Below are 22,935 nucleotides of genomic sequence, written 5' to 3' on the forward strand. Positions count from 1 at the left end.
TTAAATAATGGAGGCGAAAACGTGGCTAAAAAGTCAATGATTGCGAAACAAAAGCGCACGCCTAAATATGCAGTACAAGAGTATACACGCTGCGAACGTTGTGGCCGTCCACACTCTGTATACCGTAAATTTAAGCTTTGTCGTATTTGTTTCCGCGAATTAGCGTACAAAGGACAAATTCCTGGTGTTAAAAAAGCCAGCTGGTAAAACCCAAGTCTGGGAAGGAGGTAAAAATAATGGTCATGACAGATCCAATTGCTGATATGCTTACTCGCATTCGTAATGCGAACATGGTGCGTCACGAAAAGTTAGAAGTGCCTGCTTCTAATATTAAAAAAGAAATCGCTGAAATCTTAAAGCGCGAAGGTTTCGTTCGTGACGTCGAATTTATTGAAGACAATAAACAAGGTATCATCCGTATTTTCTTAAAGTACGGTTCAAATAACGAACGTGTTATCACTGGTCTTAAGCGCATAAGCAAGCCTGGACTTAGAGTTTATGCAAAATCTACTGAGGTGCCACGTGTCCTTAACGGTCTTGGTATCGCACTAGTATCAACTTCAAATGGTGTTATAACTGATAAAGAAGCTCGTGCAAAACAAGTGGGCGGAGAAGTATTAGCTTACGTTTGGTAATAAAGTTTCTGAATGAATGGAGGTGCACTTAATGTCTCGCGTAGGAAAAAAACCTATTGAAATCCCTGCAGGAGTTACGGTTACTTTAAACAATAGTACCGTTACTGTTAAAGGACCAAAAGGCGAACTTACTCGCTCTTTTAATCCAGATATCGAAATTAAAGTCGAAGAAAACCTTGTTACGATCACTCGTCCAACTGATGTGAAAGAACACCGCGCATTGCACGGAACAACTCGTGCGTTAATCGCGAACATGGTTGAAGGTGTTTCCAAAGGCTTCGAAAGAAAATTAGAATTAATCGGGGTTGGATACCGTGCTCAAAAGCAAGGTAACAAACTTGTATTAAACGTTGGATATTCTCACCCAGTTGAGATTGAACCTGAAAGCGGCCTTGAAGTCGAAGTACCTGCTAATACAAAGATTACTATTAAAGGTACTGACAAGGAACGTGTTGGCGCGTTAGCAGCTAATATCCGCCAAGTTCGTCCTCCAGAGCCGTATAAAGGTAAAGGAATTCGTTACGAAGGTGAATTTGTTCGTCGTAAAGAAGGTAAAACTGGTAAGTAATGCCGCATAGGTAAACGAAAGGAGTGACGTAAATGATTACGAAGCTTGACAAAAATGCTAGTCGCAAGAAGAGACATGCTCGTGTTCGTGCGAAACTTAGCGGTACTGCAGCTCGTCCACGTCTAAATGTGTTTCGTTCTAATAAGCATCTATATGCTCAATTAATCGATGATATGGGTGGAGTTACATTAGCAAGTGCTTCTACTATGGAAAAGGATCTTAACCTTGAATCTACAAGTAATGTTGAAGCAGCTAAGTTGGTCGGAGAATTAGTCGCTAAACGTGCGGTAGAAAAAGGTATCACTGCTGTTGTTTTTGACCGTGGAGGTTACCTTTATCATGGACGTATCCAAGCACTAGCTGATGCAGCCCGTGAAAACGGCTTACAATTTTAATAGACAAAGGAGGGACACATAAATGATACGTCGTATTGATCCAAACAAACTCGAACTAGAAGAACGCGTTGTAACGGTTAACCGTGTAGCGAAAGTTGTTAAGGGTGGCCGTCGTTTTCGCTTCACTGCTCTAGTAGTAGTTGGAGATAAAAACGGTCATGTTGGTTTCGGTACTGGTAAAGCGCAAGAAGTACCAGATGCGATTCGTAAAGCAATCGAAGATGCTAAGAAGAACTTAATCGAAGTGCCAATGGTTGGAACTACTGTTCCTCACCAAGTTATTGGACGTTTTGGTGCTGGTCAAATTCTTTTAAAGCCTGCTTCTGAAGGTACAGGAGTTATCGCCGGCGGTCCAGTGCGTGCTGTTCTTGAATTAGGCGGGGTAGGAGATATCCTTTCTAAGTCTTTAGGAACTAATACTCCAATTAATATGGTACGTGCAACAATCGATGGTCTAAAACAATTAAAACGTGCTGAAGACGTAGCTAAGTTACGTGGTAAATCAGTAGAAGAACTGCTAGGATAAGGAGGGAAATCAAATGGCAAACAAACTATTAATTACCCTCAACCGCAGCGTAATTGGTCGTCCACAAGACCAACGCGCGACAGTTACTGCTCTAGGTTTACGTAAATTAAATCAAACAGTTGAGCACCAAGATAATGCCGCTATCCGTGGTATGATTACAAAAGTTGCTCACCTTGTAACAGTTAAAGAACAATAATTGATTGTTTTCTTTCATAAGGAGGTGCCAATATGAAACTTCATGAATTAAAGCCTGCTGAGGGTTCACGTAAAGAACGTAAACGTTTAGGTCGCGGTATCGGTTCTGGTCAAGGTAAGACAGCCGGTAAAGGTCATAAAGGTCAAAATGCTCGTTCCGGCGGTGGTGTCCGTCTTGGATTCGAGGGTGGTCAAACGCCTTTATTCCGTCGTTTACCAAAACGCGGTTTTACAAATATCAACCGTAAAGAATTTGCGATTGTAAACCTTGATGTTCTTAATCAGTTTGAAGAGGGTACAGAAGTTACTCCAGAACTTCTAATCGAAACTGGTGTTGTTAAGAATGAAAGAGCAGGAATTAAGATTCTTGCAAAAGGGAACGTAGAGAAAAAACTTACTGTTAAAGCTCATAAATTCTCCTCTACCGCCAAAGAAGCAATCGAAGCTGTAGGTGGAACTACTGAGGTGATCTAATGTTCCAGACAATCTCCAATTTTATGCGCGTGGCTGAAATTAGAAGAAAAATTATCTTTACTCTTTTAATGTTAATCGTATTTCGACTAGGCAGTTTTATTCCTGTTCCGAATGTAAATGCTGAAATATTGGCGGCACAAGATAAATTAAGTGTATTTGGAATTTTAAATACCTTTGGTGGTGGAGCGTTGCAAAACTTCTCCATCCTTGCTATGGGTATTATGCCTTATATTACTGCTTCCATTATTATTCAGCTTTTACAAATGGACGTAGTTCCGAAATTTACGGAGTGGTCAAAGCAGGGGGATGCTGGTCGTCGAAAATTAGCTCAGTTTACCCGATATTTCACAATTGTACTTGGCTTTATTCAAGCTTTAGGCATGTCTTACGGGTTTAATAGTATGGCGAGCGGGCAATTGATCAATAATCCTGGTATTGGTACTTACTTATTAATAGCAGTGGTTCTAACTGCTGGTACTGCCTTTTTGATGTGGTTAGGTGAGCAAATTACAGAAAAGGGTGTTGGGAATGGTATTTCCATCATTATCTTTGCTGGTATTGTTGCTAGTATTCCTAATACAGTAAATCAGATTTATGTACAGCAGTTTGAAAATGCTGGTGAGCAATTATTCCTCCGTATCGTTACGGTTCTTTTAATTGTTTTGGCAGTTATTGCTATTGTTGTTGGAACAATCTTCATCCAGCAAGCAATAAGAAAAATACCAATCCAATATGCAAAACAACGTGCTATCAATGGGCGTAACGCAGGTTCACAACAATCCACACATATGCCTTTAAAAGTAAATGCTGCTGGTGTTATCCCTGTTATCTTTGCAGTTTCCTTTATCGTAACCCCAAGAACCGTTGCTTCATTCTTTCCAACTAATGATGTAACACTTTGGATTACACGGGTATTTGATTATTCCCATCCAATCGGAATGACTTTATATGCTGCATTGATTATCGCTTTCACGTATTTCTATGCTTTTATTCAAGTTAATCCTGAACAGGCAGCTGAAAACTTGCAAAAGCAAAGCGGCTATATTCCAGGTATTAGACCGGGTAGAAGTACACAGGAATACTTAACACGCGTATTATACCGTTTAACCTTTGTTGGTGCACTCTTCTTGACTGTTATCGCAATCCTGCCTATTATCTTTATTGAGATTGGCAACTTGCCTCAGTCGGCTCAAATTGGAGGAACAAGCTTACTTATCGTTGTGGGTGTAGCACTTGACACGATGAAACAGCTTGAAGCACAGCTAGTTAAACGTCATTATAAAGGGTTTATTAAATAAATGGTTTTGGGGACATATGTTCCCTAAACCAATAAATAGCACGAGGGGGAACACGTGTGAATTTAGTATTAATGGGGCTTCCGGGTGCTGGTAAAGGTACTCAAGCCGAACAAATCGTCGAACAATACGGCATCCCTCATATCTCTACTGGAGATATGTTCCGTGCAGCGATGAAAGAAGGAACAGAACTAGGTTTAGAAGCTAAGTCTTTCATGGACAAAGGCGAACTTGTTCCTGATGAAGTAACAATCGGCATTGTTCGTGAACGTTTAAGTAAAGAAGATTGTAAAAACGGCTTTTTACTTGATGGCTTTCCTAGAACGGTACCTCAAGCAGAAGCATTAGAAAACTTATTATCTGATTTAGATAAAAAGATAGACTATGTAATCAACATTAATGTTGATAAAAGTATTTTAATGGATCGTTTGACTGGACGTCGTATCTGTAAAGAGTGCGGGTCAACATATCATTTAGTATTTAATCCTCCTGCAAAAGAGGGAACTTGCGACAAATGTGGCGGGGAGCTCTACCAAAGAGCAGATGATAATGCTGAAACCGTTCAAAACCGTTTAGACGTCAACATTAAACAACAAGAACCATTACTTACTTTCTACGAAACAAAAGGTTACCTGCGCACAATTGATGGTCAGCAGGACATTACTAAAGTATTTGCTGCTATCCAGCAATTGGTTAAGGACCTACGTTAATGGCCATTAGTTTAAGCGGACAGTCGACTCTCGAACATCTCTTCAATATGCTTCAAAAGTATGTGGATGTAAATGGCTTTTCTATTGTACGGAGTATGTAGGACCGAGAGTTGGGCAAGACTTACATGTGGAATTAACTTTCCAAAAAATGTAGAATTTACTTGCGGACAGAATACAAACGTTATGTTAAAATTATAAGGTTGCTATTGTACGAGTGAAAAGAATTTGCTATGCATTTTCGAACATAATAGTTGATTTGAGAAGGGAGACGAATTAATGGCCAAAGATGATGTAATTGAAATTGAAGGTAAAGTACTTGAAACTTTGCCTAATGCAATGTTTAAGGTAGAATTAGAAAATGGTCATACCGTGCTAGCTCATGTTTCTGGTAAAATCCGAATGCACTTCATTCGCATCCTTCCGGGTGACAAAGTTACTGTCGAGCTTTCTCCATATGACTTAACACGCGGAAGAATTACTTACCGCTTTAAATAATTGCTTGCACTCCGTATTACTAAGGAGGTTAGGATAATGAAAGTAAGACCATCTGTTAAACCGATCTGCGAAAAGTGCAAAGTTATCCGTAGACGCGGTAAAGTCATGGTTATCTGTGAAAACCCTAAACATAAACAAAAACAAGGTTAATCTTGAAGGAGGTGCGCTCATTTATGGCACGTATTGCTGGTGTAGATATTCCACGTGAAAAACGTGTAGTTATCTCTTTAACTTACATTTATGGTATTGGTAAAAATACTGCACAAAAAGTATTAGCAGAAGCTGGTGTTTCTGAAGATACTCGAGTGCGTGATTTGACTGAAGACGAACTAAACAAAATCCGTGATATCATCGACAAACTAAAAGTTGAAGGTGACCTTCGCCGTGAAATTTCTCTTAACATTAAGCGTTTAATGGAGATTGGCTGCTACCGCGGATTACGTCATCGTCGTGGTTTACCGGTTCGTGGACAAAACACGAAAAACAACGCTCGTACACGCAAAGGTCCTCGTAAGACTGTTGCGAACAAGAAGAAGTAATCGGCAAAGGAGGTTATTTAAATGGCACGTAAAACTAATACACGTAAACGTCGTGTTAAAAAGAATATTGAATCAGGGATTGCACATATCCGTTCAACATTTAACAATACTATCGTAACAATTACTGATGTACATGGTAATGCAATTTCTTGGTCAAGTGCTGGTGCGCTTGGATTTAGAGGTTCTCGTAAATCTACTCCATTCGCAGCACAAATGGCTGCTGAAACTGCTGCTAAGACATCTATCGAACACGGTATGAAAACTCTTGAAGTTACAGTTAAAGGACCTGGTGCAGGTCGTGAGGCTGCTATTCGTGCATTGCAAGCTGCAGGTCTTGAAGTAACAGCTATTAAAGACGTTACTCCAGTTCCTCATAACGGATGCCGTCCACCAAAACGCCGTCGTGTTTAATTTTTCTGTATAGAATTTGTATCCTGCGTCTATAATGGGATATGATACTGATTTTTTTCACTATAACAGAAAAATTATTCCAGTTGTTGTGCACAAAACGGGAACGTATACATGGGGGAATTTCGATTAGCTTTTTAAACTAGTCGAGGTTTTCGACGTTTTGAAGGAGGGTTATTTGATGATCGAAATAGAAAAACCAAAAATCGAAACGGTTGAGATCAACGATGATGCCAAGTACGGGAAGTTCGTCGTAGAACCACTTGAGCGTGGATATGGTACCACTTTGGGTAACTCCTTACGTCGTATCCTATTATCTTCACTCCCAGGTGCCGCTGTTACATCGATTCAGGTCGATGGGGTACTTCATGAGTTCTCAACAATTGAAGGCGTCGTAGAGGATGTAACATCCATCATTTTAAACATTAAAAAATTAGCTTTAAAAATCTATTCTGATGAAGAAAAAACTCTTGAAATTGATGTTCAAGGTGAAGGACCAGTAAAGGCTGGAAACATTACTCATGATAGTGATGTTGAAATCTTAAATCCTGATCTTCATATTGCTACACTAGCTTCAAGTGGTCACCTTCGCATGCGTTTAACAGCTAAGCGTGGACGTGGTTACACTCCAGCTGAGCAAAATAAGCGTGAAGATCAGCCTATTGGTGTAATACCAATCGATTCTATTTTCACTCCTGTTTCTCGTGTGTCTTATCAGATAGAAAATACTCGTGTGGGTCAAATGACAAACTATGATAAGCTAACGCTTGATGTTTGGACAGATGGTAGCACAGGGCCTAAAGAAGCTATTGCTCTTGGTTCAAAGATTTTAACCGAGCATTTAAACATTTTCGTTGGTTTAACTGACGAAGCACAAAATGCTGAGATTATGATCGAAAAAGAAGAGGATCAAAAAGAAAAAGTCCTTGAAATGACGATCGAAGAACTGGATTTATCCGTTCGTTCATATAACTGCTTAAAGCGTGCCGGAATCAATACTGTTCAGGAACTAGCTAATAAAACTGAAGAAGATATGATGAAAGTACGTAACTTAGGCCGTAAATCACTTGAAGAAGTGAAGGCAAAACTAGAAGAGCTTGGATTAGGCTTACGTAAGGATGACTAATTAGTCTGTTTTATTACTAACTAATCCGTTTAATGACTTCAACAAAGGAGGGAACCCTTCATGGCATACAGAAAGTTAGGACGCACAAGCGCACAGCGTAAAGCTATGCTTCGTGATTTAACTACAGATTTAATTATCAATGAGCGCATTGAAACAACAGAAACTCGCGCGAAGGAACTTCGTGGTACTGTTGAGAAAATGATCACTCTAGGTAAACGTGGTGACTTACATGCTCGCCGTCAAGCTGCTTCTTACGTACGTAACGAAGTTGCTGATGCTGAAAAAGGTACAGATGCACTACAAAAACTTTTCACTGATATCGCTCCACGTTATTCAGAGCGCCAAGGTGGATACACTCGTATTATGAAACTTGGACCACGCCGCGGCGATGGTGCACCAATGGTAATCATCGAGTTAGTTTAATACCGAAAAAACAGACAACAAGGGCGCTGGACAGTTTAGTTACAAACTTGTTCTTGAGCCCTTTTTCTGTATAAACTTAATATTTCTTTTACGAACCAAGCCAAAAAGAGTGTTATGATGAGCGTGACCCTATATTCATAGGGCATGTTGGGAGAAGAATACTTTCTCCTTGGAAAGATGAATGAAAGCCTTTTATTTCTCTTTTTCGCGTCTCGTCTAGCTCATGCACCTCCTCCCATTTCTTTTTAGAAATCCCGTTTAAGCGGCAGAATTTACTCGTTATTCTGCCTGAGGGGCGAGGTGCAGGCTTTTTTTGTATTCTCCCGAGCTTAGGATAGATTGGTTTAATAGGTGAGATGAGAGGTGAAGCTTTATGAGGAAAACGGTAATTTCTTTAGAGAATGTGTCTTTTCAATATGAAAACCAAAGCAATTTTGCTCTGCAGAATGTGAGCTTTGATATATATGAGGGTGAATGGCTGGCGATTGTTGGTCATAATGGTTCCGGTAAATCTACCATGGCAAAGCTCTTAAATGGATTACAATTTCCGCAGCAGGGTGAGATTACTGTGTGTGGAATCGGATTAAATGAAGAGAGCATTTGGGAGATTAGAAAAAAATTAGGAATGGTATTTCAGAACCCTGATAATCAGTTTGTGGGGACGACTGTTCAGGATGATGTGGCTTTTGGTTTAGAAAACCATGGAATCCAAAGAGATGATATGGTCTTCAGGGTAGAAGATTCATTGAAAAAGGTCAAAATGGAGCATTTTCTTAATCAAGAGCCGCACCATCTTTCCGGAGGACAAAAGCAGCGTGTCGCTATTGCAGGGGTTCTTGCATTAAGGCCGTCCATCATTATATTGGATGAGGCGACATCTATGCTCGATCCAAAAGGCAGAGGTGAAGTATTAGAAACGGTTCGTGCTTTAAAGGAAGAAGATTCCCTTACGGTCATCTCTATTACTCATGATTTAGAAGAAGCAGCTAAAGCTGATAGAATTATTGTAATGAATCAAGGTGAGGTATATCGCGAGGGTTCACCAGAGGATATATTTTCATTGGATGATGAATTGATTCATTTAGGACTTGATATACCCTTCTCTATAAAAATGAGTAATGCATTTCGTCAAAAGGGGATTGACCTATCAAAGCACTATTTATCGGAAGAAGAGTTGGTGAATGAGCTATGGACATTTCGCTCCAAAATATAGAGTACCGTTATCAAGCAAATACTCCATTTGAACGTCTGGCTATAAAAGATGTTTCGATCGATATTCCAAATGGAACCTACATGGCTTTAATAGGTCATACCGGTTCAGGGAAATCTACTGTCTTACAGCATTTAAATGCCTTGTTACTTCCCACTGAAGGTACTGTATTTATAGGCAGCCATGAAATCAAAGCGAAGCAAAAGAATAAAAACCTAAGACAGATTAGACAAAGAGTAGGTATCGTCTTTCAATTTCCTGAACATCAGTTATTTGAGGAAAGTGTTGAAAAAGATATTATTTTCGGACCTATGAATTTCGGTGTTTCGGAAGCAGATGCAAAAGTGAGAGCACGACTTGCTTTGAAGCAAGTGGGACTGTCTGAGGAAATATTGGAAAAGTCTCCGTTTGATTTATCTGGCGGACAAATGCGCCGTGTTGCGATTGCTGGTGTTCTAGCAATGGAGCCGGATTGCCTTGTTTTAGACGAGCCAACAGCCGGTTTAGATCCAAGAGGACGTAAAGAGATTATGGACATGTTTTATACTCTTCATAAAGATAGAAATTTATCTACCATATTGGTGACACATAGTATGGAGGATGCGGCAAGGTACGCTGATCAAATTGTCATTATGCAGCAAGGACAGGTTGTAAAGCAAGGCACACCTGTTGAAATTTTCTCCTCTGTTCCAGAATTGGTTGATATGGGGCTGGATGTACCTGAAGTGGTTCGTTTTCAACGGAAGCTGGAAGAGAAGCTAGGACTGAGATTAGAGAAAACCTATCTATCTATTGAGGAACTATCAACTGCAGTTGCAGAATTGTTAAGAGGTGCACCAGTATGATGGAAAAAATGATTATTGGCAGGTATGTTCCTGCAGATAGTTTAGTACACCGTATGGACCCTCGTTCAAAGTTAATTATTATCTTTTTATTTGTTTGTATTATTTTTCTTGCAAATAATTTCACCACTTATGTTCTAATTGGAATTTATACATTTTTAATGCTTGGTTTATCAAAAATTCCCGTACGCTTTTTATATGCAGGGTTAAAGCCTGTACTTTGGCTAGTCTTATTTACATTGTTATTACAGGTTTTCTTTACTAAAGAAGGCAGTTTACTGTATGAGCTTGGTCCAATTAAGATTTATGAAGAAGGAGTCAGACAGGGTATCTTTATATCCATGAGATTCTTTTTCTTGATCTTAATGACTAGTCTGCTCACTTTAACCACAACACCAATTGAAATAACAGATGGTCTGGAAACACTATTACATCCATTGAAAAAGGTCCGTTTCCCCGTACATGAGATGGCCTTAATGATGTCGATTTCTTTACGGTTTATTCCAACACTTATGCAAGAAACTGATAAGATTATGAAGGCGCAAATTGCGCGGGGAGTAGAGTTCTCAAGTGGTCCTATAAAAGATAGGATTAAAGCCGTCATCCCACTGCTTATTCCTCTCTTCGTCAGTTCCTTTAAGCGTGCCGAGGAGCTTGCTATTGCGATGGAAGCAAGGGGATACCGCGGCGGTGAAGGCAGGACAAAATATCGTCTGCTAAGCTGGAATCTCTCTGATACTCTGCAAATTTTAATTCTTGTAATCTTGACGATCTTATTAATACTATTTCGTTCGTAATGGAGCTAAATTATGAATCGCTATAAATGCATTATTGCCTATGATGGTTCTGATTACTCTGGATATCAAGTTCAGCCTAAAAAACGAACCGTTCAAAGCCAAATAGAAGCCATCCTTACAAAAATGCATAAGGGGACTTCTGTGAAAATTTCCGCCTCTGGAAGAACAGATGCGGGTGTGCATGCTAAAGGCCAGGTCATTCATTTTGATTCTCCTTTATCACTTCCTGAGCAAAAATGGGAGATGGCCCTAAATTCTATGCTGCCTGAGGATATTTCAGTATTATCTGTTGAAAAAACGGCTCCTGATTTTCATGCACGTTTTGATGCGAATGGAAAGGAATATAGATATTTTCTGTATCAATCTCCAAAAAGGGATCCCTTCCAGCGGAAATATGCTTTTCATTATCCTTACCCGTTAAGCCTAGAAGCTATGAGAGAGGCAAGCAGCTATTTATTAGGTACACATGATTTCTCTAGTTTTTGTTCAGCTAGAACGGAAGTAGAGGATAAGGTTAGAACTATTGAGACCATCGAGATTATACAGGAGGGCGAAAGCATAAGCTTTCGTTTTACAGGGAATGGCTTTCTATATAATATGGTTCGAATATTAGTAGGAACTTTGGTCGAGATTGGTTCTGGAAAGCGTCACCCAGAAGAAATAGTGGAGATTCTAGAAAAAAAAGACCGCCGCTATGCTGGAAAAACCGCACCAGGTCAAGGTTTGTATCTATGGAAGGTATTTTATTAAAATAAAAAAAGTAAACAACTCATCCTAGTGTAACATTCTCTTGACTTTTAGCTCTAAACATCTTATTATATTATATGGTTGTGTTTTTAATCCCACGATTAAGCCCCGGAAAGTCTTCATCGTGATTGAAAATATATGAACTTAAAAAATTGACGCACAATGACGTTACCGTTTATTCCCGGAACAGAAGAAACGATAACGGCTTATGATGGTGCGAAAAAATAATCTTTTTGGATTTAAATTAGGAGGGAAATTCATGCGTACAACGTTTATGGCTAACGCCAACAATATCGAGCGTAAATGGTACGTGATTGATGCTGAAGGCAAAACTCTTGGACGTCTTGCTTCTGAAGTAGCAGCAATCTTACGTGGTAAAAATAAACCAACTTTTACACCACATGTTGACACTGGTGATCATGTTATCATTCTTAACGCTTCTAAAGTTGAATTAACTGGTAAGAAATTAACTGATAAAATCTACTACCGTCACACTATGCACCCAGGTGGTTTAAAGACTAGAACTGCTCTTGAAATGCGTACAAACTATGCTGAGAAAATGATCGAGCTTGCTGTTAAAGGTATGCTTCCAAAGAATTCTCTTGGCCGTCAAACGTTCAAAAAATTACACGTATATGCTGGCAGCGAACATCCGCACCAAGCACAAAAACCTGAAGTTTACGAACTTCGCGGTTAATAAAGAGGGAGGGAATTAACTTGGCACAAGTTCAATATATTGGTACTGGTCGTCGTAAGAGCTCTGTCGCACGTGTGCGCTTAGTTCCAGGTACAGGTAAAATCACAATTAACGGACGTGACATCGAAGAGTATATTCCATTTGAAGCTTTACGTATGGTTGTTAACCAACCATTAGTAGCTACTGAAACAAAAGGAAGCTACGATGTTCTTGTTAACGTAAGCGGCGGTGGATACACTGGTCAAGCTGGCGCAATCCGTCACGGTATTGCTCGCGCATTACTGCAAGCTGATCCTGAATATCGTCCAACATTAAAGCGTGCAGGTCTATTAACTCGTGACCCACGTATGAAAGAACGTAAGAAGTACGGACTTAAAGGCGCACGTCGTGCACCTCAGTTCTCAAAACGTTAATTTTCAACACTTCAAAGACTCTCAACCAATTTGGTTGGGAGTCTTTTTATGTACAGTTTTTCATATTAGGAGGAGCGGTGAAGGACAAAACCTGGGATGCGGTTGGAGGAATTGTCCTTCATAAGGTGGATGAAGGACAAAACTCGGAGTGAGGTTGGAGGATTAGTCCTTCATAGGGTGGATGAAGGACAAAACTCGGGGTGTGATAGGAGGATTAGTCCTTCATAAGGTGGATGAAGGACAAAACTCGGAGTGTGGATAGAGGATTAGTCCTTCATAGCATTGATAAAGGACAAAACTCAAGAAACCGCCAGAGGATTTGACCTATTCAACTAATAAGTATAGACGACTTGTTTTAACATGTTGAAAAAAGGTATCTTATTAGAGAATTGTTTTAATCTAATACAAAATGAAATGGAATTTCATAATTTCATCATATATTTTAAAAAATAATACTAAAGACATACACCTTATGACCCGTAAAACTGTCTGTTATGAGACTTATGTGGTATGGACGGTTGTGCACCAAAACCGATATGCTTTTACTATAACCTGTAAGCGTTACCAGTATTTCGGTATAAATAGGGGAGAACCCGCCTAAAATTCACTCAAGGAGGGCATATGAAAAGAAAAACTATTATGATTTCGGCAGTTTGTACAATGCTGCTAGGTACATCTACTGTATTTGCTAACAATGATCTTCCTTTTGGACCCACTATGGAAAAAGAGGAGAAGCTGACAATCCCATCTAAGAAACCACACCCAATCTTTAAATGGAATGCCACTGACATTCCTAACTCAAATGTACTTCATCCAAGCTCAGCACGAGGAGCAGGAATGGTACAAGCTCCGCTTCAGCAAATCGACCAACTTATGAACCAAGCCATTTCTGAAAAATTAATGCCAGGTGCTGTCACATTAGTAGCAAGAGCTGGGAAAGTTGTTAAACATGACGCTTATGGCTACTCAGCCCTGTATACCGATGGTAATTTCAACGAGATGGAGAAACCTATCTCAATGGAAACCGACACAATCTTTGACTTGGCATCGATTAGCAAGATTTTCACCGCTGCTGCCGTCATGATTCTTTTTGAAAAAGGTTACTTCCATCTAGATGATCCAGTTGCCAAGCATATTCCTGGGTTTGCTGCTAACGGGAAAGAAAATGTAACCATTCGGCAGCTGTTAACCCATACTTCTGGGTTTACTGCTTGGGTGCCGCTATATTCTAAAGGGAACTCTAGAAAAGATAGGTTAAACATGGTTTTAGAACAACCATTAAAGAATCCACCGGGTACGACATACGAATACAGTGACCTCAACATGATTACGTTAGGAATGTTAGTAGAGCAATGGTCTGGTACTCGCCAGGATGAATTTGTCCGGGCGCACATCACAGAACCTTTAGGTATGAAGGACACGATGTACAATCCGCCCGCTTCCTTAAAACATCGTATTGCGGCTGCTGAATACCAATCAATACCTAATCGCGGTCTTGTGTGGGGAGAGGTTCATGATGAGAACGCCTGGTCACTAGATGGGGTTGCCGGACATGCTGGTGTGTTTTCAACTGCGAATGATTTAGCTAAACTTGCCCACCTTTTTATCAATGAAGGCAGGTATGGCAGCACGCAGCTCTTGAAGCCAGAAACGGTTAAGCTGCTGTTGGAAAACCAGAATGCTTTATACCCTGGGAATGACCATGGACTTGGCTGGGAGCTGGGCCAGGGCTGGTATATGGACGCATTATCAGAAGGTACATACTCTTTTGGGCATACGGGTTATACAGGGACTTCGATTGTCGTTAGCCCGAACAATAAAACCATTGCCATTTTACTGACTAATCGTGTCCATCCGTCAAGAAATATGGGATCAATGAACCAAACCCGCCGCTTGTTTGCAAGAAATGTGGCAGATTCAATTCCTGTCTCGATACCTAATAAGAGTGAAGCATGGTTTGCGGGTTATGGAGACAAATTAAATCGGATAATGGAAGCTGATCTTCATTTATCGAGGGATACCAAACTCACTTTCTCTACCTGGCATATGATTGAGAATGTTTGGGACAGTGGATCTGTAGAAATCTATAAAGACGGCAGTTGGAAGCAGCTCGCCTTATTTACAGGCACAAGTAATGGTTGGGAAAAGAAAGAATTGGATATACCTAGTGACGCAGAGAAAATACGATTTGTTTATCAAACGGATGGATCGACTAATTCCCGAGGCTGGTATATACAGAATTCAAAATTTGAATCAGGAAATGATCTTCATTTTTCTAAAAATGAATGGGAACTAAGAGGCTATTAAATAAGAGTCTCTTTGAGGAGGAGAAACATGCGAAAATTTTTTAAAACACTTATTACCTCGTTTCTAGCTTTTGCTCTGTTGTTAACAGGAATTCCGCTGTCAGCGGCAACGGCTGCTTCGAAAATTAATGATTTAGTGATTGATCTCAATGTTCCGCAGGTAACGAGGGAAGTAACGGATAGTAAGCTTGATTTAAATGCTCTTCATATTTATGAGGATGACAGCTTTATGCTGGCTTCGGAAAACTTAAAGTGGAAGTCCTCTAATAAAAATGTTGCCTCTGTATCTAAAGATGGTGAAGTAACTCTATCGGGGCACTATGGTAAAACATTTATCTCTGTCAGCGATGGCACCCATACAGATAGAATTTCAATTCAATTTAAAGGAAATCAAGATAAAGTTCTAGTGAAAAAGGAAAATGGGCTTCGTTATGACCTAATCGGCAAAGCTATTGAACAAATGACCATGGAAGAAAAGGTCGGGCAAATGCTGATGCCTGATTTTAGAACCTGGAAGGGTCAGAATGTAACAGTAATGAATGATGATATTGCCAAGCTTGTTAAGGATTATCATCTTGGCGGTGTAATTCTATTCCGTGAAAATACGGTAACAGCAGATCAAACAACTAAGTTAGTCAGTGCTTATCAAGATGCTGCAGAAAAATATGGACTGTTAATTTCCATAGACCAAGAAGGCGGAATCGTGACACGTCTCCAAACAGGTACCGACATGCCAGGAAATATGGCTCTTGGAGCAGCCCGCTCTGAAGAAACAGCACAAAAGGTTGGTAAAGCCATTGGTGAAGAGTTGAACGCCCTTGGGATTAATATGAATTTTGGGCCAGTGCTGGATGTAAACAACAATCCAGATAATCCGGTCATTGGTGTCCGTTCTTTCGGTGAAAATCCTGAATTAGTTGGCAAATTAGGCAACGCCTATATTAAAGGACTTCATGAAACGGGAACTGCAGCAACTGCAAAGCATTTTCCAGGACACGGTGATACAGCAGTTGATTCACATATTGGACTTTCAGAAGTACCACATGATATCGATCGTCTGAAAAAAGTGGAATTATATCCATTCCAGCAGGCAATGGATGCGGGAATTGATGCCATTATGACAGCGCATGTAACCTTCCCAAAAATTGATAATACAAAGGCTATTTCTAAAAAGGATGGAACAGAAATTGCTGTACCTGCGACGCTTTCTCATAAAGTATTAACAGGGCTGATGCGAGAAGACATGGACTTTAAAGGTGTAATTGTTACCGACGCGATGAATATGGGGGCAATCTCAGAGCATTTTGGTCCAGTTGACGCAGCAATCCGTGCCGTTAAAGCAGGAGCGGACATTCTCTTAATGCCAGTTGGTATTGAAGCTGTAGCCAATGGTATATATGACGCTGTTAACTCTGGTGATATTTCAGAAGATAGACTGGAACAATCAGTGGAGAGAGTTTTAACTTTGAAACTAAACAGAAGCATCGTGAAGGCAGAGGCAGAAAAGAGTCTTGAAGAAAAGGCAGCACATGCACTTCAAGTTGTAGGGTCACCTGAACATAAAGCAGTTGAAAAAGAAGCCGCAGAAAAATCAATTACATTGGTGAAAAATGAAGCTGTTCTTCCACTTAAAGTTTCTCCTGAAGATAAGATAGTTGTTGTCGGAGGCTCTGGATTCTCCATAAATCTGCTGGCAGCGGAGGTCCAAAAACATCATCCTGGTGCTGTATATGTTAACACCTCAGGTCCGCTTACTGCTGCGCAGTTAGAACAGGTGCAGGGGGCGAAGTACATCATTGTTGGAACCTACACCTCTAGTGTCAGCGGCAGGGCACAGAATGCAAGCCAGATGGTGATGACAAGACAACTCATTGAGACGGGTATACCTGTCATTGCAGTTGGTGCTAGAAATCCATATGACATTATGTCCTACACAGATGTAGATGCCTATCTTGTTCAATATGGTTTTAGACCAGCAAGCTTTGAAGCAGCCGCAAATACTATTTTTGGTAAAAACAATCCAACTGGAAAACTGCCAGTAACCATTTACAACCATGATGGCAGTGTATTATATGGATATGATCACGGATTAGGATACTAGGCAGGGAACAGGTAAAGAGGAGGGATACTTTTGAAAAAGTGGCTTACAGGATTTTTGGTTCTTGTTCTATTACTTTCTACTGTTTCTGCAGCAATGGCCAAGAACGATAAAGAGAAAAAGAATAAAAAGTTCCGTTTAGGCGTAGAGGTTTTGCTGCAGGATGAAATTGATTTGATTAAGGATAAACGTGTAGGTTTGATTACCAATCCAACGGGAGTGGACCAGAGCGTAACGAGTATTGTAGATTTACTCTTTAATCATCCCGATGTGAACCTGACCTCTCTATACGGACCTGAGCACGGCGTTCGCGGCAGTGCACAGGCAGGTGCGTATGTTGAACAATATACGGACGAAAAAACAGGACTTCCTGTTTACAGTCTATATGGTAAGACAAAAAAGCCGACACCTGAAATGTTAAGCAATGTGGATGTATTGTTATTTGATATTCAAGATGTGGGAGCACGATTCTATACCTATATTTATACAATGGCTTTAGCAATGGAAGCTGCAAAAGAGAACAATATTCCGATTATTGTTCTTGATCGTCCGAATCCAATCAACGGTACAAAAGTAGAAGGACCTGTGCTTGAGGATAAATATTCATCTTTTATCGGTGAATTTCCGATTCCTGTCCGCCACGGGATGACCGTGGGGGAATTAGCAAAATTGTTCAATAGCGAATTTGGTATTGGTGCCGATTTAACAGTAGTGGAAATGGATGGCTGGAAGCGGAACCTGTATTTCGATGAAACGCCTTCAGAATGGGTTCTTCCATCACCAAACATGCCCACACTAGAAACTGCGGTTGTCTACACAGGGGCGGCCCTTATTGAAGGAACAAATGTTTCTGAGGGAAGAGGAACAACAAAGCCATTTGAATTAATTGGAGCGCCGTTTATTAATGGTGACAACCTGGCTGCAAAGTTAAACTCATACAAATTACCTGGTGTTACCTTCCGTGCGGCATCGTTTATACCGACTTTCTCGAAACATGCGAATGTGTTAAGTCATGGTATTCAAATTCATGTTACAGATCGGAATGCCTTTAAGCCGTTTGAAACAGGATTGTATATCGTAAAAACAATCCATGATATGTATCCAAATGACTTCCAATTTAGAGCACCAAGTGCAGCAGGAATCTCCTTCTTTGATAACCTAGTCGGCAATGGCTCTATCCGCGCTGATATTGAGGCTGGCAAAAGTGTTGAAGAAATGAAAGCAGCATGGCAGACTGGCTTAAATGAGTTTAATGAGATTCGTGAGAAATATTTATTATATTAATAGGTGTAAAGAGGCCTCCTTTAGGAGGTCTTTTTTTCTGCAATTTGGAATTGGCTGCCTTGGTTCATCACTCAACATGACAAAAATGTCACTTTAGATGATGTTATATCGATGGATGACGGGTAAATTAGTCAGTATAGTAAGGTGGTGAAGGAGGATGAAACAATGACTGCCATTATACGAACAAAAAACTTATCCAAATCTTATGGAAAGATACAAGTCTTAAAGAATATTGAAATGAAAATAGAACAAGGGGAATTCACTGCTATTATGGGGCCATCGGGCTCCGGAAAAACGACTTTAATGAATACCCTCTCAACGATTGATACCTTTAACGGAGGGGATGTTTGGATTGAGGGAAGATCGTTATTAGATATGAAAAAGAAAGCTTTACGAGAATTTCGCCAAAAACGAATGGGATTCATTTTTCAAGATTACAACTTGCTGGATACATTAACGGTAAAAGAAAATATATTGCTTCCTCTCTCGCTGCAAAAAACTCCTGTCGGTGAAATGGAGCAGCGATTAACCCAGTTGATTGAAGCGTTAAATATTGAATCAATTTTACATCAATATCCTTCTGAAATTTCTGGCGGACAAAAGCAGCGCACCGCTGCAGCACGTGCAATTATTACAAATCCAGCAATTGTGTTTGCTGACGAGCCAACGGGTGCACTTGATTCAAGGTCTGCCACCCAGCTGCTTGAACAAATTCAATTGCTAAATAGAACGTTTAAAACAACCGTTCTGATGATTACCCATGATTCATATGCTGCGAGTTACAGTGAGCGTGTCATTTTTCTTCGGGATGGAAAAATTGTTAATGAAATGTTTAAAGGGGAACAATCCGAAAAGGAATTCTTTGACCGAATCCTAACGATTCAAAGTGCTATAGGAAGTGACAAGCGATGAACTTAGTTGATTTATCATGGAGGAATATGAAACGAAACATCCGCTTGTATACCATCTATTTCATTTCCATGCTTGTCGGGGTAGTCATTTACTTTACCTTTGCGGGATTAATGTTTAACGAGGATGTAGTTGCAGCCATTCAAAATAAAGAAAACTACAAAACTGTAATTTTCATTGCATCGATTATCGTCTTTTTGTTTATTTTGTTCTTTATCTTGTACGCAAACTCCTTCTTTATGAAGCAGCGGAAGAAAGAGTTTGGCATGTATTTACTTTACGGGATGAAAGAAGGACAAGTTGCTGCGATGGTCTTTTTTGAAACCTTATTCCTAAGCGTCATTTCTGTTTCCAGCGGTATTTTAATTGGTGGTTTACTATCGAAGTTTTTCGGTGCCCTTTTAATGAACTTAATGCGTTATAATGAGGACATTTCATTTGCGTTTCCACTGGAAGCAATCCTCTCAACTATTCTGTTATTCGCCTTATTAATCGTCATAATTACGATTCAAAGTTATTTTAACATCCGTCGAGTTCAATTAGTTGAATTGTTTCATGCCAAAGAAAAAAGGGATAAACCGCTTAAGTTTTCTCTTGGGCTTGCGCTATTATCCATCATACTGATAGCAGCTTCCTACTATACGATTACCAGGGCAGGGGATACAGACATATGGAAAGATTATTTTAAAGAAGCATTGATGGCTGTAACAGCGGCATTGATTTTGGGAACGTACCTATTTTTCCGCCAGTTTTCCGGCTGGATATTACAAAAAATGAGTCAAAGCAAACATTACTTACATGGTAACAAAATGTTATGGATTTCCTCCCTTCGTTTTTCCATTCGAGGGAATACAGTAAACTTTACGTTTAATTCACTGATTAGTGCGATTGTCATTTTTGCAGTTGGTTTTATTGCTGTAGATTACGCTGTGAAAGCAGACGTTGTAAAAAAAGAATATCCAAATCACTTTGCCTTTTCATCACAGGATGGTACAACACAAAAACAAATCGAACAAATCATGAATGACTCACATCCCATTATTAGCCATGAAACCATAACTGGAATTAAAACAGAAAAGATTCCAAATCGAAAACTGTTTTATAGCTATCCCGAATATTACACAGAGGAGTTTTACCTTTTCCCGGAGTCACAATTAAATGCGATTGTGGATTTGCGTAAAGTTGGCGAAAAAGTAGATGTGGAAGGTAGAGAAGCAATCATCTTATCGAGAGGAATAGATGAACCTGTCAAATATAAAAGTCCACAGCCTGAAATTACCGTTTTAGAGGAAAATACCTTTCAAGTAACAGAAAAAATCCGATACCCATTGTTAAGTATACCAACGATTCCTGGTGGAGATACCGCTCCTCAGCCTTCAGTACTCGTTATTTCAGACGAAGCATTCGAGAGCTTAAAAGAAACCCAAAAACTTTTTTCCTATGAAATTTATCGAATAGAAGATCCGAAAACATCCAATGACATCTCACGAAAAATATACGATATGGTTATGAGTACAGATGGGTCCTATTATTCAGCCTATGTAGATCAGTATTCCCTTAATACTGAGTCGTCTTCTCTAGTATTGTTCTCCGTTGCGTTTTTTGGAGTCATTGCATTGTTTGCATTGGGAAGTGTGATTTACTTTAAACAACTGCGAGAAGCTACAGATGAGCGAGAACACTACGCTATTTTACGTAAAATTGGTGTTGGTGACGACGAAATAAAGAAGATTATTCGTAAACAACTGCTATTTGTCTTTTTACCGCCTTTACTCCTTGGGTTGGTCCACAGTTGGTATCTTTTATACTACACAGTTATCCTAGTCATTAAAGATCTACCTTCCTTAACAACGATTATATTTTCTGTTATGGGATTGTACGTGTTAACGTATATAATCTTTTACCTATCCTCAACATCCATTTATTATAAAATTATCAGCGAAAAAAACACACGTTGAGTTCTTTTACTCATCGTGTGTTTTTTTGCAGGTTTAAATAGTGATCGCTATCTTGCGGGAAGTGAATCACAAATTCCGTATATTCGCCGACTTCAGACGTACAGCTAATATAATGACCGAGTTTATTACATAATTGCTGCGCTAAATATAAACCCATTCCAGTCGACTTCGTATATGTACGTCCCGTTTCTCCAGTAAAGCCGCGATTGAAAATTCGCGGGAGGTCTTTTTGGCTGATGCCAATCCCGCTGTCCCGAATGATGAGCATTTTTTCCTTTTGTGTTTCGGATGCTGAGACGGATATTTCTCCGCCTTGTTCCGTATATTTTAAACTGTTGGTCACTAACTGATTGACAATAAATTGAAGCCATTTTGTATCGCTTTGGACGATCAATAAGTCTGCCTGGATATTGATCCGTATATTTTTTGAAAAAAAAGTTTTGGAATGTGCCTTAACTATCTCTTTGACAATCTGGATAATGTCACATTTTTGAATATCATAATCCTGGTTAAAGCTATCAAGCTTTGCGTAATAAAGAGCGTGATCAACGTAATTTTCAATTTTCGTAATTTCTTCCCTTATACTATTAGCGTCCATTTCAGTTTGCTGCAGTAGCCGAAGAACCGCAATTGGGGTTTTGATCTCATGGAACCATGAGACGATGAAATCATAATGCTCATTCTTTCTTTCTTGAATCAAATTCATTTCACGGATATGTGTCCTATTAAGCTCTTCGATATGCGCTTTTGCTAATTCTCCCTCCAGCGACAAACTATCATACTCTTCACTTCCCAATTGACCTTTGATACGAACATGCTGATGGTAGCGAAATACTAAAAAACCAAATAGCACAATGGAACAAAGGGTGAGGGCATAGAAAAATGTCCCCCATGCCCAAATATCATAGTTTTCGGTAAAAAATACAGCTGCAGAGATAAGAAAACAAGTTAGATATAGATAAATATATGGCCTTTCATAGGTTAGGTAGCGTAAGAATGTCATTCAATCATATACCCCATTCCTTTCCTGGTGACAATGTAATTCTCTAAACCAAGGGAAGCAATTTTTCGGCGCATTCTGTTCACGTTCACGGTCAGGGTGTTATCATCGACGAACTGTTCTTCATTCCATAGTGCTTGCATCAAGTCCTCCCGTGAAAGGATTTTTCCAATATTTCGCATCATCAATTGTAAAAGGATGAATTCATTCCGGCTTAACTCAGTGCTTTTATCATTATATTCAATGGTGGAATTCGTTACATTTAATTTCAAACCCTGGTGAATGAGTTTGCTATTCTCATCTTCCTGATAGGTATATTTCCGGCGGATGAGTGCGCTGATTTTCGCGACGAGGATATCCAAATCAAATGGCTTCTGGATAAAATCATCCCCACCCATATTAATTGCCATAATGATATCCATATTTTGATTCCTTGAAGAAAGGAATATGATTGGCACTTTGGAAACAGATCGTATTTGCTGGCACCAGTAATAGCCATCGAATACCGGAAGATTAATATCTAATAGAACGAGATGTGGATCTGACTGTTTAAATTCTGTTATCACCTGATCGAATTCAGTCACTTCCACCACATCATACTGCCACTTTTTTAACGTATCAGCGACAATCGTTCTAATTTTTTCATCGTCTTCTATCATCATTATTCTATACATGCAATCCCTCATTATAATAAAAGTGGTCATTACATTTATTTTAGCATATCCGTTATTCCGACAATATCGGCAAGACTTTTTTCAACATGTTAAGTGAAACCATAACAAAACCGCGGTATATCAAATGTTTGATTAAAGTAGAAAAATCAAAAATCCAGTCGAAGATTGTATTTTCGGGGAAATAATCGGCAATTATTGTTGAATCGTATAT

The 22,935-nt window shown here is 39.6% G+C and carries 28 protein-coding genes; 26 read left to right on the forward strand and 2 right to left on the reverse strand.

The genetic code is table 11. The annotated features are described in order from the left end of the window. The first annotated feature begins 21 nt into the window (after nt 1-21). From H0184_RS26820 to H0184_RS26945, 26 genes are all read left to right on the forward strand, one after another. Nucleotides 22-207 carry a type Z 30S ribosomal protein S14 gene (locus tag H0184_RS26820; RefSeq protein WP_034676107.1) on the forward strand — a complete coding sequence of 62 codons (186 nt, stop codon included), beginning with the start codon at nt 22-24 and terminating at the stop codon, nt 205-207. Between the two features lie 29 nt (nt 208-236). Continuing rightward, complete coding sequence (rpsH, locus tag H0184_RS26825; protein ID WP_034676109.1) at nt 237-635, forward strand: 30S ribosomal protein S8; 399 nt, start codon at nt 237-239, stop codon at nt 633-635. 31 nt (nt 636-666) lie between these two features. Beyond that, nucleotides 667-1,203, forward strand: a complete 537-nt coding sequence (rplF, locus tag H0184_RS26830) for a 50S ribosomal protein L6 (protein WP_221830881.1) — start codon at nt 667-669, stop codon at nt 1,201-1,203. A gap of 32 nt (nt 1,204-1,235) precedes the next feature. Continuing rightward, nucleotides 1,236-1,598, forward strand: a complete 363-nt coding sequence (gene rplR / locus H0184_RS26835) for a 50S ribosomal protein L18 (RefSeq protein WP_221830890.1) — start codon at nt 1,236-1,238, stop codon at nt 1,596-1,598. Between the two features lie 25 nt (nt 1,599-1,623). Beyond that, complete coding sequence (gene rpsE / locus H0184_RS26840) at nt 1,624-2,124, forward strand: 30S ribosomal protein S5 (RefSeq protein ID WP_221830978.1); 501 nt, start codon at nt 1,624-1,626, stop codon at nt 2,122-2,124. Nucleotides 2,125-2,137: 13 nt separating this feature from the next. Continuing rightward, a complete protein-coding gene (gene rpmD, locus H0184_RS26845) occupies nt 2,138-2,320 on the forward strand; it encodes a 50S ribosomal protein L30 (RefSeq protein ID WP_221830892.1) in 183 nt (60 codons plus the stop codon). 32 nt (nt 2,321-2,352) lie between these two features. Further along, nucleotides 2,353-2,793, forward strand: coding sequence for a 50S ribosomal protein L15 (gene rplO / locus H0184_RS26850; protein WP_221830894.1), 441 nt, complete (start codon nt 2,353-2,355; stop codon nt 2,791-2,793). Then, nucleotides 2,793-4,091, forward strand: a complete 1,299-nt coding sequence (gene secY, locus H0184_RS26855; RefSeq protein WP_221830896.1) for a preprotein translocase subunit SecY — start codon at nt 2,793-2,795, stop codon at nt 4,089-4,091. Before rplO ends, secY begins: the two co-directional genes overlap by 1 nt. 56 nt (nt 4,092-4,147) lie before the next feature. Further along, nucleotides 4,148-4,798 carry an adenylate kinase gene (locus H0184_RS26860; RefSeq protein ID WP_221830898.1) on the forward strand — a complete coding sequence of 217 codons (651 nt, stop codon included), beginning with the start codon at nt 4,148-4,150 and terminating at the stop codon, nt 4,796-4,798. Nucleotides 4,799-5,074: 276 nt separating this feature from the next. After that, nucleotides 5,075-5,293 (forward strand): translation initiation factor IF-1, encoded by a 219-nt coding sequence (gene infA, locus H0184_RS26865; protein ID WP_034676129.1) that lies wholly within the window; start codon nt 5,075-5,077, stop codon nt 5,291-5,293. A 36-nt stretch (nt 5,294-5,329) separates the two neighbouring features. Then, nucleotides 5,330-5,443: a 50S ribosomal protein L36 gene (gene rpmJ, locus H0184_RS26870; protein ID WP_000868344.1), complete on the forward strand. Its 114-nt coding sequence runs from the start codon at nt 5,330-5,332 to the stop codon at nt 5,441-5,443. 23 nt (nt 5,444-5,466) lie between these two features. After that, on the forward strand, nt 5,467-5,832 hold the full coding sequence (gene rpsM / locus H0184_RS26875) for a 30S ribosomal protein S13 (protein ID WP_026565543.1): 366 nt from the start codon (nt 5,467-5,469) through the stop codon (nt 5,830-5,832). Nucleotides 5,833-5,853: 21 nt separating this feature from the next. Beyond that, on the forward strand, nt 5,854-6,243 hold the full coding sequence (gene rpsK / locus H0184_RS26880) for a 30S ribosomal protein S11 (RefSeq protein ID WP_024027886.1): 390 nt from the start codon (nt 5,854-5,856) through the stop codon (nt 6,241-6,243). 178 nt (nt 6,244-6,421) lie between these two features. Further along, nucleotides 6,422-7,366 (forward strand): DNA-directed RNA polymerase subunit alpha, encoded by a 945-nt coding sequence (locus tag H0184_RS26885; RefSeq protein WP_045516506.1) that lies wholly within the window; start codon nt 6,422-6,424, stop codon nt 7,364-7,366. Between the two features lie 60 nt (nt 7,367-7,426). After that, a complete protein-coding gene (gene rplQ, locus H0184_RS26890) occupies nt 7,427-7,789 on the forward strand; it encodes a 50S ribosomal protein L17 (protein WP_045516505.1) in 363 nt (120 codons plus the stop codon). Between the two features lie 373 nt (nt 7,790-8,162). After that, a complete protein-coding gene (locus tag H0184_RS26895) occupies nt 8,163-9,002 on the forward strand; it encodes an energy-coupling factor ABC transporter ATP-binding protein (protein ID WP_221830900.1) in 840 nt (279 codons plus the stop codon). Further along, entirely contained in the window at nt 8,978-9,844 is an 867-nt protein-coding gene (locus H0184_RS26900; RefSeq protein WP_221830902.1) for an energy-coupling factor ABC transporter ATP-binding protein, read from the forward strand. Before H0184_RS26895 ends, H0184_RS26900 begins: the two co-directional genes overlap by 25 nt. Further along, complete coding sequence (locus H0184_RS26905) at nt 9,841-10,638, forward strand: energy-coupling factor transporter transmembrane component T family protein (RefSeq protein WP_221830904.1); 798 nt, start codon at nt 9,841-9,843, stop codon at nt 10,636-10,638. The genes H0184_RS26900 and H0184_RS26905 overlap by 4 nt, the downstream gene beginning before the upstream one ends. 12 nt (nt 10,639-10,650) lie before the next feature. Continuing rightward, complete coding sequence (gene truA, locus H0184_RS26910; protein ID WP_221830913.1) at nt 10,651-11,388, forward strand: tRNA pseudouridine(38-40) synthase TruA; 738 nt, start codon at nt 10,651-10,653, stop codon at nt 11,386-11,388. Nucleotides 11,389-11,644: 256 nt separating this feature from the next. Then, complete coding sequence (gene rplM, locus H0184_RS26915; protein ID WP_179161244.1) at nt 11,645-12,082, forward strand: 50S ribosomal protein L13; 438 nt, start codon at nt 11,645-11,647, stop codon at nt 12,080-12,082. A gap of 20 nt (nt 12,083-12,102) precedes the next feature. Beyond that, nucleotides 12,103-12,495, forward strand: coding sequence for a 30S ribosomal protein S9 (rpsI, locus tag H0184_RS26920; RefSeq protein WP_221830915.1), 393 nt, complete (start codon nt 12,103-12,105; stop codon nt 12,493-12,495). Between the two features lie 621 nt (nt 12,496-13,116). After that, nucleotides 13,117-14,802, forward strand: a complete 1,686-nt coding sequence (locus tag H0184_RS26925; RefSeq protein ID WP_221830917.1) for a serine hydrolase domain-containing protein — start codon at nt 13,117-13,119, stop codon at nt 14,800-14,802. A gap of 27 nt (nt 14,803-14,829) precedes the next feature. Continuing rightward, nucleotides 14,830-16,902: a glycoside hydrolase family 3 protein gene (locus H0184_RS26930; protein ID WP_221830919.1), complete on the forward strand. Its 2,073-nt coding sequence runs from the start codon at nt 14,830-14,832 to the stop codon at nt 16,900-16,902. Between the two features lie 30 nt (nt 16,903-16,932). Next, nucleotides 16,933-18,183 carry an exo-beta-N-acetylmuramidase NamZ family protein gene (locus H0184_RS26935; protein ID WP_260631817.1) on the forward strand — a complete coding sequence of 417 codons (1,251 nt, stop codon included), beginning with the start codon at nt 16,933-16,935 and terminating at the stop codon, nt 18,181-18,183. A gap of 165 nt (nt 18,184-18,348) precedes the next feature. After that, nucleotides 18,349-19,095, forward strand: a complete 747-nt coding sequence (locus H0184_RS26940) for an ABC transporter ATP-binding protein (RefSeq protein WP_221830921.1) — start codon at nt 18,349-18,351, stop codon at nt 19,093-19,095. After that, nucleotides 19,092-21,050, forward strand: a complete 1,959-nt coding sequence (locus H0184_RS26945) for an ABC transporter permease (protein WP_221830922.1) — start codon at nt 19,092-19,094, stop codon at nt 21,048-21,050. Before H0184_RS26940 ends, H0184_RS26945 begins: the two co-directional genes overlap by 4 nt. A gap of 10 nt (nt 21,051-21,060) precedes the next feature. On the opposite strand, the gene H0184_RS26950 is transcribed toward H0184_RS26945, so the two are convergent. Together H0184_RS26950 and H0184_RS26955 are read right to left on the reverse strand one after the other, a co-directional pair. Beyond that, a complete protein-coding gene (locus H0184_RS26950) occupies nt 21,061-22,053 on the reverse strand; it encodes a sensor histidine kinase (RefSeq protein ID WP_221830924.1) in 993 nt (330 codons plus the stop codon). After that, the gene (locus H0184_RS26955) at nt 22,050-22,724 is read right to left on the reverse strand and encodes a response regulator transcription factor (RefSeq protein WP_221830926.1); all 675 of its coding nucleotides are present in this window, start codon (nt 22,722-22,724) and stop codon (nt 22,050-22,052) included. Before H0184_RS26955 ends, H0184_RS26950 begins: the two co-directional genes overlap by 4 nt. Between the last annotated feature and the right edge of the window lie 211 nt (nt 22,725-22,935).

The organism is Neobacillus niacini (genome assembly GCF_019749295.1).
GTDB classification, from domain to species: Bacteria; Bacillota; Bacilli; order Bacillales; family Cytobacillaceae; genus Neobacillus; species Neobacillus niacini_D.

Coding starts and splice junctions, on each gene's coding strand:
- rpsH (WP_034676109.1), top strand. CDS start 237: ATGGTCATGACAGATCCAATTGCTGATATGCTTACTCGCATTCGTAAT.
- rplF (WP_221830881.1), top strand. CDS start 667: ATGTCTCGCGTAGGAAAAAAACCTATTGAAATCCCTGCAGGAGTTACG.
- rplR (WP_221830890.1), top strand. CDS start 1,236: ATGATTACGAAGCTTGACAAAAATGCTAGTCGCAAGAAGAGACATGCT.
- rpmD (WP_221830892.1), top strand. CDS start 2,138: ATGGCAAACAAACTATTAATTACCCTCAACCGCAGCGTAATTGGTCGT.
- rplO (WP_221830894.1), top strand. CDS start 2,353: ATGAAACTTCATGAATTAAAGCCTGCTGAGGGTTCACGTAAAGAACGT.
- secY (WP_221830896.1), top strand. CDS start 2,793: ATGTTCCAGACAATCTCCAATTTTATGCGCGTGGCTGAAATTAGAAGA.
- infA (WP_034676129.1), top strand. CDS start 5,075: ATGGCCAAAGATGATGTAATTGAAATTGAAGGTAAAGTACTTGAAACT.
- rpmJ (WP_000868344.1), top strand. CDS start 5,330: ATGAAAGTAAGACCATCTGTTAAACCGATCTGCGAAAAGTGCAAAGTT.
- rpsM (WP_026565543.1), top strand. CDS start 5,467: ATGGCACGTATTGCTGGTGTAGATATTCCACGTGAAAAACGTGTAGTT.
- rpsK (WP_024027886.1), top strand. CDS start 5,854: ATGGCACGTAAAACTAATACACGTAAACGTCGTGTTAAAAAGAATATT.
- H0184_RS26885 (WP_045516506.1), top strand. CDS start 6,422: ATGATCGAAATAGAAAAACCAAAAATCGAAACGGTTGAGATCAACGAT.
- rplQ (WP_045516505.1), top strand. CDS start 7,427: ATGGCATACAGAAAGTTAGGACGCACAAGCGCACAGCGTAAAGCTATG.
- H0184_RS26895 (WP_221830900.1), top strand. CDS start 8,163: ATGAGGAAAACGGTAATTTCTTTAGAGAATGTGTCTTTTCAATATGAA.
- H0184_RS26900 (WP_221830902.1), top strand. CDS start 8,978: ATGGACATTTCGCTCCAAAATATAGAGTACCGTTATCAAGCAAATACT.
- H0184_RS26905 (WP_221830904.1), top strand. CDS start 9,841: ATGATGGAAAAAATGATTATTGGCAGGTATGTTCCTGCAGATAGTTTA.
- truA (WP_221830913.1), top strand. CDS start 10,651: ATGAATCGCTATAAATGCATTATTGCCTATGATGGTTCTGATTACTCT.
- rplM (WP_179161244.1), top strand. CDS start 11,645: ATGCGTACAACGTTTATGGCTAACGCCAACAATATCGAGCGTAAATGG.
- H0184_RS26925 (WP_221830917.1), top strand. CDS start 13,117: ATGAAAAGAAAAACTATTATGATTTCGGCAGTTTGTACAATGCTGCTA.
- H0184_RS26930 (WP_221830919.1), top strand. CDS start 14,830: ATGCGAAAATTTTTTAAAACACTTATTACCTCGTTTCTAGCTTTTGCT.
- H0184_RS26940 (WP_221830921.1), top strand. CDS start 18,349: ATGACTGCCATTATACGAACAAAAAACTTATCCAAATCTTATGGAAAG.
- H0184_RS26945 (WP_221830922.1), top strand. CDS start 19,092: ATGAACTTAGTTGATTTATCATGGAGGAATATGAAACGAAACATCCGC.
- H0184_RS26950 (WP_221830924.1), bottom strand. CDS start 22,053: ATGACATTCTTACGCTACCTAACCTATGAAAGGCCATATATTTATCTA.
- H0184_RS26955 (WP_221830926.1), bottom strand. CDS start 22,724: ATGTATAGAATAATGATGATAGAAGACGATGAAAAAATTAGAACGATT.